The sequence below is a fragment of the Azospirillum sp. B4 genome, from assembly GCF_000333275.1.
Taxonomy (GTDB): domain Bacteria; phylum Pseudomonadota; class Alphaproteobacteria; order Azospirillales; family Azospirillaceae; genus Nitrospirillum.
The window spans coordinates 1-7,281 of the sequence record NZ_BACU01000262.1 but is presented as its reverse complement, the minus strand read 5'-3'; the positions used below and the strand labels follow the sequence as shown (position 1 = coordinate 7,281).

5 protein-coding genes and 1 pseudogene are annotated in these 7,281 nt (G+C 69.7%); 4 read left to right on the top strand and 2 right to left on the bottom strand.

Annotated features, from left to right (window positions below):
* Both I55_RS11310 and I55_RS11305 read right to left on the bottom strand, forming a co-directional pair.
* Window positions 1–584, bottom strand: a 584-nt coding sequence (locus tag I55_RS11310) for a TonB-dependent receptor plug domain-containing protein (RefSeq protein WP_252181113.1), incomplete at its 3' end; no start/stop codon positions are given.
* A gap of 532 nt (window positions 585–1,116) precedes the next feature.
* Window positions 1,117–2,811, bottom strand: coding sequence for a carboxylesterase/lipase family protein (locus I55_RS11305; protein ID WP_252181112.1), 1,695 nt, complete (start codon window positions 2,809–2,811; stop codon window positions 1,117–1,119).
* A gap of 95 nt (window positions 2,812–2,906) precedes the next feature.
* Here I55_RS11305 and I55_RS11300 point away from each other — a divergent pair, with 95 nt between their 5' ends.
* The 4 genes and pseudogenes from I55_RS11300 to I55_RS11285 form a co-directional block, all read left to right on the top strand.
* Complete coding sequence (locus tag I55_RS11300; protein ID WP_199902556.1) at window positions 2,907–3,926, top strand: alpha/beta hydrolase; 1,020 nt, start codon at window positions 2,907–2,909, stop codon at window positions 3,924–3,926.
* Window positions 3,927–4,117: 191 nt separating this feature from the next.
* Window positions 4,118–5,134, top strand: coding sequence for a sugar kinase (locus tag I55_RS11295; RefSeq protein ID WP_085939989.1), 1,017 nt, complete (start codon window positions 4,118–4,120; stop codon window positions 5,132–5,134).
* Between the two features lie 39 nt (window positions 5,135–5,173).
* On the top strand, window positions 5,174–6,640 hold the full coding sequence (locus I55_RS11290; RefSeq protein ID WP_049974028.1) for a mannitol dehydrogenase family protein: 1,467 nt from the start codon (window positions 5,174–5,176) through the stop codon (window positions 6,638–6,640).
* Between the two features lie 189 nt (window positions 6,641–6,829).
* Window positions 6,830–7,281: pseudogene (locus I55_RS11285) on the top strand (2-keto-4-pentenoate hydratase); the annotation flags it as partial.

Genomic DNA, 7,281 nt, shown 5'->3' with positions numbered 1-7,281 from the left:
GTCTTGTGGACGGTCAGTTTTTTGAACAGGTCGGAGCCGAAGACGTTGAAGTCAAAGGCGCGGCTGCGGTTGTTGCCGCCCTGCGCGTCGGAGCTGCCGGTGGTGGCGATGGCATCCATGCCGTTGATGCGCACGCGGGTGAAGGCCGGGCCGAGACCGCGCACGGAAATCTGACGCCCCTCGCCCGCATCGCGGGTGATGGCGATGCCGGGAATGCGCTGCAGCGATTCCGCCAGGTTCTTGTCGGGGAACTTGGCGATGTCTTCCGCCACGATGCTGTCAACCACGCCGGAACTTTCCCGTTTGGCCTGCAGGGCCACGTTCAGGCTGCGGCGGAAGCCGGTGACCACGATCTCATCCAGCGAGTCACCGCCGCCCGGCGCCACGGCGCCCTGGGCCGGCGCGGCCGCCTGGGCGGCCGGATCGGCCGGAGCCTGGTCCGCCACGGGTGCCACCGGCTGGTCCGCCGCCTGGTCTGCGGCCCGTGCCGCCTGGCCCCCGGCCGTCAAGGCCAGCAGCAGCGCCGCCCGGGACACGCAGGTGGACAGTGTGTGGCGACGCGCCCGGCTCATGGTCTTGAGCATTTGACGATTTCCTCCTTAGCCTTGTTGTTTTGCTTTGCCGGCCAGGCCCTTACCCGGAAGCACCCGGCCGGTTGTCCCCGGCATCCCAAGTGTTCCCAGAAAAACCAGACGTTGTCGCCTGGTCCCATGCCCGTCCGACCTCCCCGTCCATCCGGTCCTTTATTGGGACCGGTGTCAATTTTCATCCGCTGGCAACACCCGGCAGGGATGCCGGCGGCGAAAGCGGCATGCCGACCCCGTCAGCGCCGCGCCGGCGATCGCTGGAACCCTAGGCAGCCGCGCCTTATGTCGAGAAAAATCGATGTGGCTTGGCAGCCGCCGTCGGCGCCCCAGCCCATGCCCTCGCGTGATGGCATCCCGCACCCCTCCCATATCGTCGGCGTCCTTGTGCCCTGTCGGGTCGTCGCCGTTGCCTCTAAAATGACACCGGTTACCGATCGATGCAAGCACCAAGAGTTGTTTGCCGTGTCATCTTATGACTGGATCGCTGATTAGGGCAGGAATGCCAGGAAATCCGCCGCGCCCGCCCTGTTCAGGTCCCCTGCTGGGTGAAGGGGACGCGGGCGAACAACCGCCGCTCGGCCCCACGCGGATCCTGCTCCAGGCGCGTATCCAGGTCAAAAACCATGGTCTCACGGCCCACCAGGGTATAGGGCGTCCAGCGCGGCGCGCCGCCGGTGTTGGGCCCATCGGCATTAGGATCCCCCGTCCGGGCAAAGGCGATGAAGGCGCCACTCATCCGTTCCGCCATGCGCCGCGCCTCCACGCTGTCGGTGGACAGCGAGTCGGGCACGCCGGTGTTGTCGAACACCAGGGGAATGTCCAGCGTGTGTGGCGCCCGCCATTTGCCGCCATCCTTGGGCGACCCCCAATTCAACTGGTAGACGTAGGTGGGGGCGGCCCCCTGCCCGCCTTGTTCCCGCCCAAGCGCCTGGGCCTGGGCGGCGCGCAGTTCCGCCTCCACCACCGCCGCGCGCCAGGACCGGCCGGCGGTGGTGGCGGAGAAGAAGACGTCGCTGGGACTGTAGGCGGGATACAGCGCCCGATATTCCGCCATCACCAGGTCGGGATTGATGTCCACCCGCATATGCTTGGCCAGCAACGGGGCGACCTGATCCCAGGTCAGGCTGAAGGTGGCGGGATCACCGCCGCCGATCAGCAGCCGGGTTTCATCATGCGTATTGCCGATGATCAGGGGGATGCCGGCCGACTGCGCCGGGGCGTCGGGGTAAAAGGGATGGCGGGTCAGGACCTGGTCGTCCAGCACGGGCCCCCAATAGAGGCCGCCCATGCCCTGGGCCGCCACGCCATGGATGGGATCGGCGGTGTTCAGCGCCTCCAGCAGTCTGTCCACCGGCAGGGTGGCCGCCTCTTCCGCCCGGTCCGGCGTCAGGCCCAGGGCGGCCAGATAAGCGGTGGCCCGCGCCGTGGCGTTCAGGGGGCCGGAGGCGGTGACCTGCTGGCCGCTCATGGTCGCGGCGCGGTGGAACAGGCCCTGGGCGGCCGGCGTCGCCATCAGCGTGGCGATCTTGGCGCCACCACCCGACTGGCCGAAGAGCATCACCCGGCCCGGATCACCGCCGAAGGCGGCGATGTTGTCGCGCACCCACCGCAAGGCCAGCACCAGATCCAGAATGCCGGCGTTGCCGGACTGGGCATAGGCGGGGCCGGTGAGGCGGCCGAGATAGAAGTGGCCGAAGACGTTCAGACGGTGGTTCAGCGTCACCACCACCACATCACCCCGCCGCGCCAGGCGCGTGCCGTCATACAGCGCGTCGCTGCCCGAGCCGTGGGAATAGGCGCCGCCATGGATGTAGACCATGACCGGGCGGTTGCCGCCGGCCTTGGCCTCCGGCGTCCACACGTTCAGGAACAGGCAATCCTCGGACAAGGGCTCGTCGAAGCGGGTCTGGGGACAGGCGGCGCCATAGGCCAGTGCGTCCTTGACATCGCTCCACGGGGCCGGCGGCTGTGGCGCCTGGAAGCGGCGGGGGCCGGTGTCGGCACCGTAGCGTATGCCCTTGAAGACATGGATGCCATCCTGCAGGGCGCCGCGCACGCGGCCGTGGCCGGTGGCGACCACTGGTGCGGCAGCGGCCCATGCACCCGTCGGCAGGGCCAGCGCGGCCGCAGCCCCCAGCCCCAGTCCCAATATCTGGCGGCGATCGGCGCCGTCGCGGCCCGATGATTCGTCGCGACTTGATGCCCCCTCGGGATGTGATGACAAGGAGACGCGACTTTCCGCTTGGCGGAACGGACGAACCGGGTCCATGCTTCCTCCCAATTTCCTATTATGGCCTAAGAAGAAACAGGGAGGACCTCATGGACCACACCCGTCCCGACCTCGGGCCGGTATATGACACCGGTTTCCTGCAATTTGTGAAGGGGGCAATTTCGGTCTGCGCCATGATGGCGGGCCTGATCGTCCTGGCGACCGGCGTGGCCCGCGCCGACGACCTGCCCGCCCCTTTCCCCATCTGGCCAGCAGGCGTGGGACCGGGGTCGGAGGCGGTGACCGTCCCGGAGTCGGTGGTGGAGCGCAGCGCCGACACGGCCGTCCTGCACGACCGCTACACCGTGGGCATCACCCGGCCGCACCTGTCGCTGTACCGCCCCGCCCAGCCCAACGGCACCGCCCTGCTAGTCATGCCGGGCGGCGGCTACCGCTGGGTGGTGGTGGACAAGGAGGGGGATGAGATCGGCCGGCGGCTCAGCGCCGCCGGCGTCACCGTCTTCGTCCTGACCTACCGGCTGCCGGGCGAAGGCCATGCCCACGCCGCCGACGTCCCCCTGCAGGACGCCCAGCGCGCGATACGCCTGATCCGCGCCAACGCGGCCGCCTGGGGCATCGACCCGCACAAGGTGGGGGCCATGGGCCTGTCCGCCGGCGGGCATGTGGCCGGCAGCCTAGGCACCCGCTACGACGCGGCCGTCTACGCGCCGCAGGACGCGGTGGACCAGCAGAGCGCGCGGCCGGACTTCCTGGCCCTGGTCTATCCCGTGGCCAGCATGGACCCCGCGATCGCGCACAAAGGCTCCCGCGCCCAGCTATTGGGCGACAATCCCACACCGGCGCAGGACGCGGCATATTCCACCGAGCGCGCCGTGACGGCTCAAACCCCGCCCACCTTCCTGCTGCACGCCGACGACGACGCGTCCGTCCCGGTGGAGAACAGCCTGCGCTTCTATGCCGCCCTCCATGCGGCCAAGGTCCCGGCGGAGATGCACATTTTCCAGAAGGGCGGCCACGGCTTCGGCATCCGTGGCGCCAAGGGCCTGCCGGCGGCGGCTTGGCCGGACCTTTACATCGCCTGGGTGCGTGGCCTAGGCATGATGCCATGATGGTCTTTCCATCCGGGAAATGGCCGCATTTATTGTCACCGGTGTCAATTGGTCATTGATCCGGTCCGGCCCCGCTGGCAGGATGCGAAGCCAAGCCTGCGAGACAGACGGGCGGGAGGAACGCGTGGGATGGGCGTCATCGTCCCCGCGACAGCGACCAGGATGGGATGAACGGAATGGGTGGGCCTGTGATGCGCGGTCATGTCGTGGTGTTCGGAGAGCTGCTCCTGCGCCTGGCCGCCCCCGGTCATGAACTGCTGCTGCAAAGCCCGCGCCTCACCGCCCTGTTCGGCGGGGCGGAAGCCAACGTCGGCGTCGGCCTGGCCGCCTGGGGCCACACCGTGCGCGCGGTCAGCACCCTGCCCGACAATCCCATCGGCCGCGCCTGCGCCGGCGAGTTGCGCCGCCACGGCGTGGGCACGGACGGCATCTGCTACGCCGACGGCCGCATGGGCCTGTACTTCCTGTCGGCTGGCGCCGTGACGCGCCCGTCAGAGGTGATCTACGACCGTGCCCGCTCCGCCTTCGCCGACGCCGACCCGGCCGCCTACGACTGGCAGGCCCTGCTGGCGGGGGCCGACTGGCTGCACATCTGCGGCATCACCCCGGCGGTGAGCCCCCAGGCCGAGACCGCGGCCCGCGCCGCCCTGCAGGCCGCCCGCGCCCTGGGCCTCAAGGTTTCCTTCGACTGCAATTACCGGCAGAAGCTGTGGACGGCGCGCGGCGGCAACGCCCCGGCCATCCTGCGCGGCTTCATCGAACAGTGCGACCTGCTGTTCGCCAATGAACGCGATGCAGCATTGCTGCTGGATCTGGACGTGGACAAGCTGGAGGAGGCGGCACGCTTCCCCGCCGCGGCCCAGGCCCTGTTCGACGCCTGCCCCCGTTTACAGACCATCGCCACCACGGTGCGCAGCCACCACGGCGTGGACCACCAGGATCTGTATGGCAAGCTGGCCACCCGCCACAGCCTGCACCAGAGCCGCACGCATGGGCTGGCCGGCATCGTCGACCGTATCGGCAGCGGCGACGCCTACGCCGCCGGCCTGCTGCATGGCCTGATCCAGGGGTGGGAACCGGACCGCGCCCTGGCCTACGCCACCACCGCCGCCGCCCTGAAGCACTCCATCCCCGGCGACGCCCTGCCCCTGCCCGAGGCCGACATCCTGGCGGCCCAGGATGCGGACGGGCTGGACGTCCGCCGCTGACCCCCACCACCGCCCCTGGCCTTCGGAGCCTGACGCCTGATGACCGCGCCTCTGTCCAACGCCACCCTGGCGACCCTGCCCGACGCCGTGGCCCCGGCCCGGCTACGACCGGTCGGTGTGCGGTATCGGCATCGTCCATTTCGGCCCGGGCGCTTTCACCGCGCTCACCAGGCCGTCTACACCGACGACGCCCTGGCGCTCGACGGGGGTGATTGGTCCATCAGCGCGGTATCGCTGAAAAGCCCGGGCGTGCGGGACGCCCTGGTGCCGCAGGACGGGCTTTACACCCTGGTGACGCTGGACCGGACCATCGGCCACCGCGTCGTCGGGTCCATCCGCGAGGTGCTGTGCGCGCCGGAGGCGCAGAGCCAGGTGTTGGCCCGCCTGGCCGCCCCGGCCACCCGCGTCGTCACCATCACCGTGACGGAGAAAGGCTACGGCCTGACGGCCTCGGGCGACCTGGACACCGCCAATGCCGACATCGCCCACGACCTGGCCCATCCGGAAACGCCGGTCAGCGTCATCGGCTATGTCGTCGCCGGCCTGCGCCGCCGCCGGGCCGCCGGACTGCCGCCCTACACCGTCATCAGCTGCGACAACATGACGGACAACGGCCGTCGCCTGGGCCGGGCCACGGCGCAGTATGCGGCGGCGCTCGATGCGGATCTGGGCGCCTGGGTGTGCAACCATGTGGCCTTCCCCAGCACCATGGTGGACAGCATCACCCCCGCCACCGACGACGCCCTGCGCCAGCGGGTGCGGGAGGTCAGCGGCCTGGCCGACGCCTGGCCCATCCAGCGCGAGGTCTTCACCCAATGGGTCATCGAAGACCGTTTCTGCAACGGCCGCCCCGCCTGGGACAAGGCGGGCGTCATCCTGACCGACGATGTCGGCGCCTTCGGCCGGGCCAAGCTGCGCCTGCTGAACGGTCCCCATTCCGCCCTGGCCTATCTGGGTAGCCTGGCCGGGGTGGAAACGGTGGCGGAGGCCATGACCACGCCGGCCCTGGCGGCCTTCCTGGAGCGGCTGATGCTGGAGGACGTGCTGCCCACGGTGGCGCCGCCGGCGGGCTATGACCTGATGCTTTATGCCCAGCAGATCCTGGAACGCTTCCGCAACCCCGCCATCCGCCACCTATTGGCCCAGATCGCCTGGGATGGATCACAGAAGCTGCCCTACCGCCTGTTCGGCGTGATCGAGGACCGGTTGGCCCAGGGGCATCCCATCGACCGCCTGGCCCTGGTGGTGGCCGGCTGGATGCACTTCGTTCGCCGTCGCGCAGCCGCCGGCACCGGCCTGACCGACCCGCTGGCGGCCCCTCTGCTGGACATCGGCGGGCGCTGCGACGGCACCGCCGACGACGTCGGCCGCTTCCTGGCGCTGGACACCATCTTCACGGGCCCGCTGTCCGCCGACGCGCGCTTCCGTGCCGCACTGACCGACGCTTACGCCCGGCTGGGCGATGGCGGGCGCGACGCCGTGCTGGCCGCGGCGTCCTCTCTGTAAGTTCACGCGATACCGCCGGCCGTGACAGGCCGTTCATCAGATTGGCTTGTAAATGACACCGGTTTCCTTTAGACACGATGGACAAGAAATGACCGGATCCCAGGGAGGGTCGACCATGGCGTGGCGTGCCGTGCCTGCCGTTGCGGCAGCCATTGTCCAAGATGGGCAGCACATCCGATGGGTGCGGTCATGACCGGCCCCTTTTCCCCCAGCGCCGCCGCGGCCGCCTTTGTCGCGGCCCGCACGGCCGCCCAGGCCCTGCCCGGCTATCCCGGCCCCACGCCCATCGATCTGGCGCAGGGGTACGCGGCGCAGGAACTGGCCATTGGCCTGTGGCCCGACACCATCGCCGGCTGGAAGATCGGCCGCATCCCGCCCGACTGGGAAGAGACGCTGGGCGAACCGCGCCTGGCCGGCCCCATCTTCGCCGCCAACGTCTGGGCGGCGACGGGCGTGGTTCCCACCCCCTTCCCCGTTTTCGTCGGCGGATTCGCCGCCGTGGAGGCGGAATACATCTTCCGCCTGAGCGCCGACGCGCCGGCGGGCAAGACAGCCTGGACGGAGGATGAGGCAGCGGATCTGGTGGCGACCCTGCACATCGGCATCGAACCGGCGGGTAGCCCGTTGGCCACCATCAACGA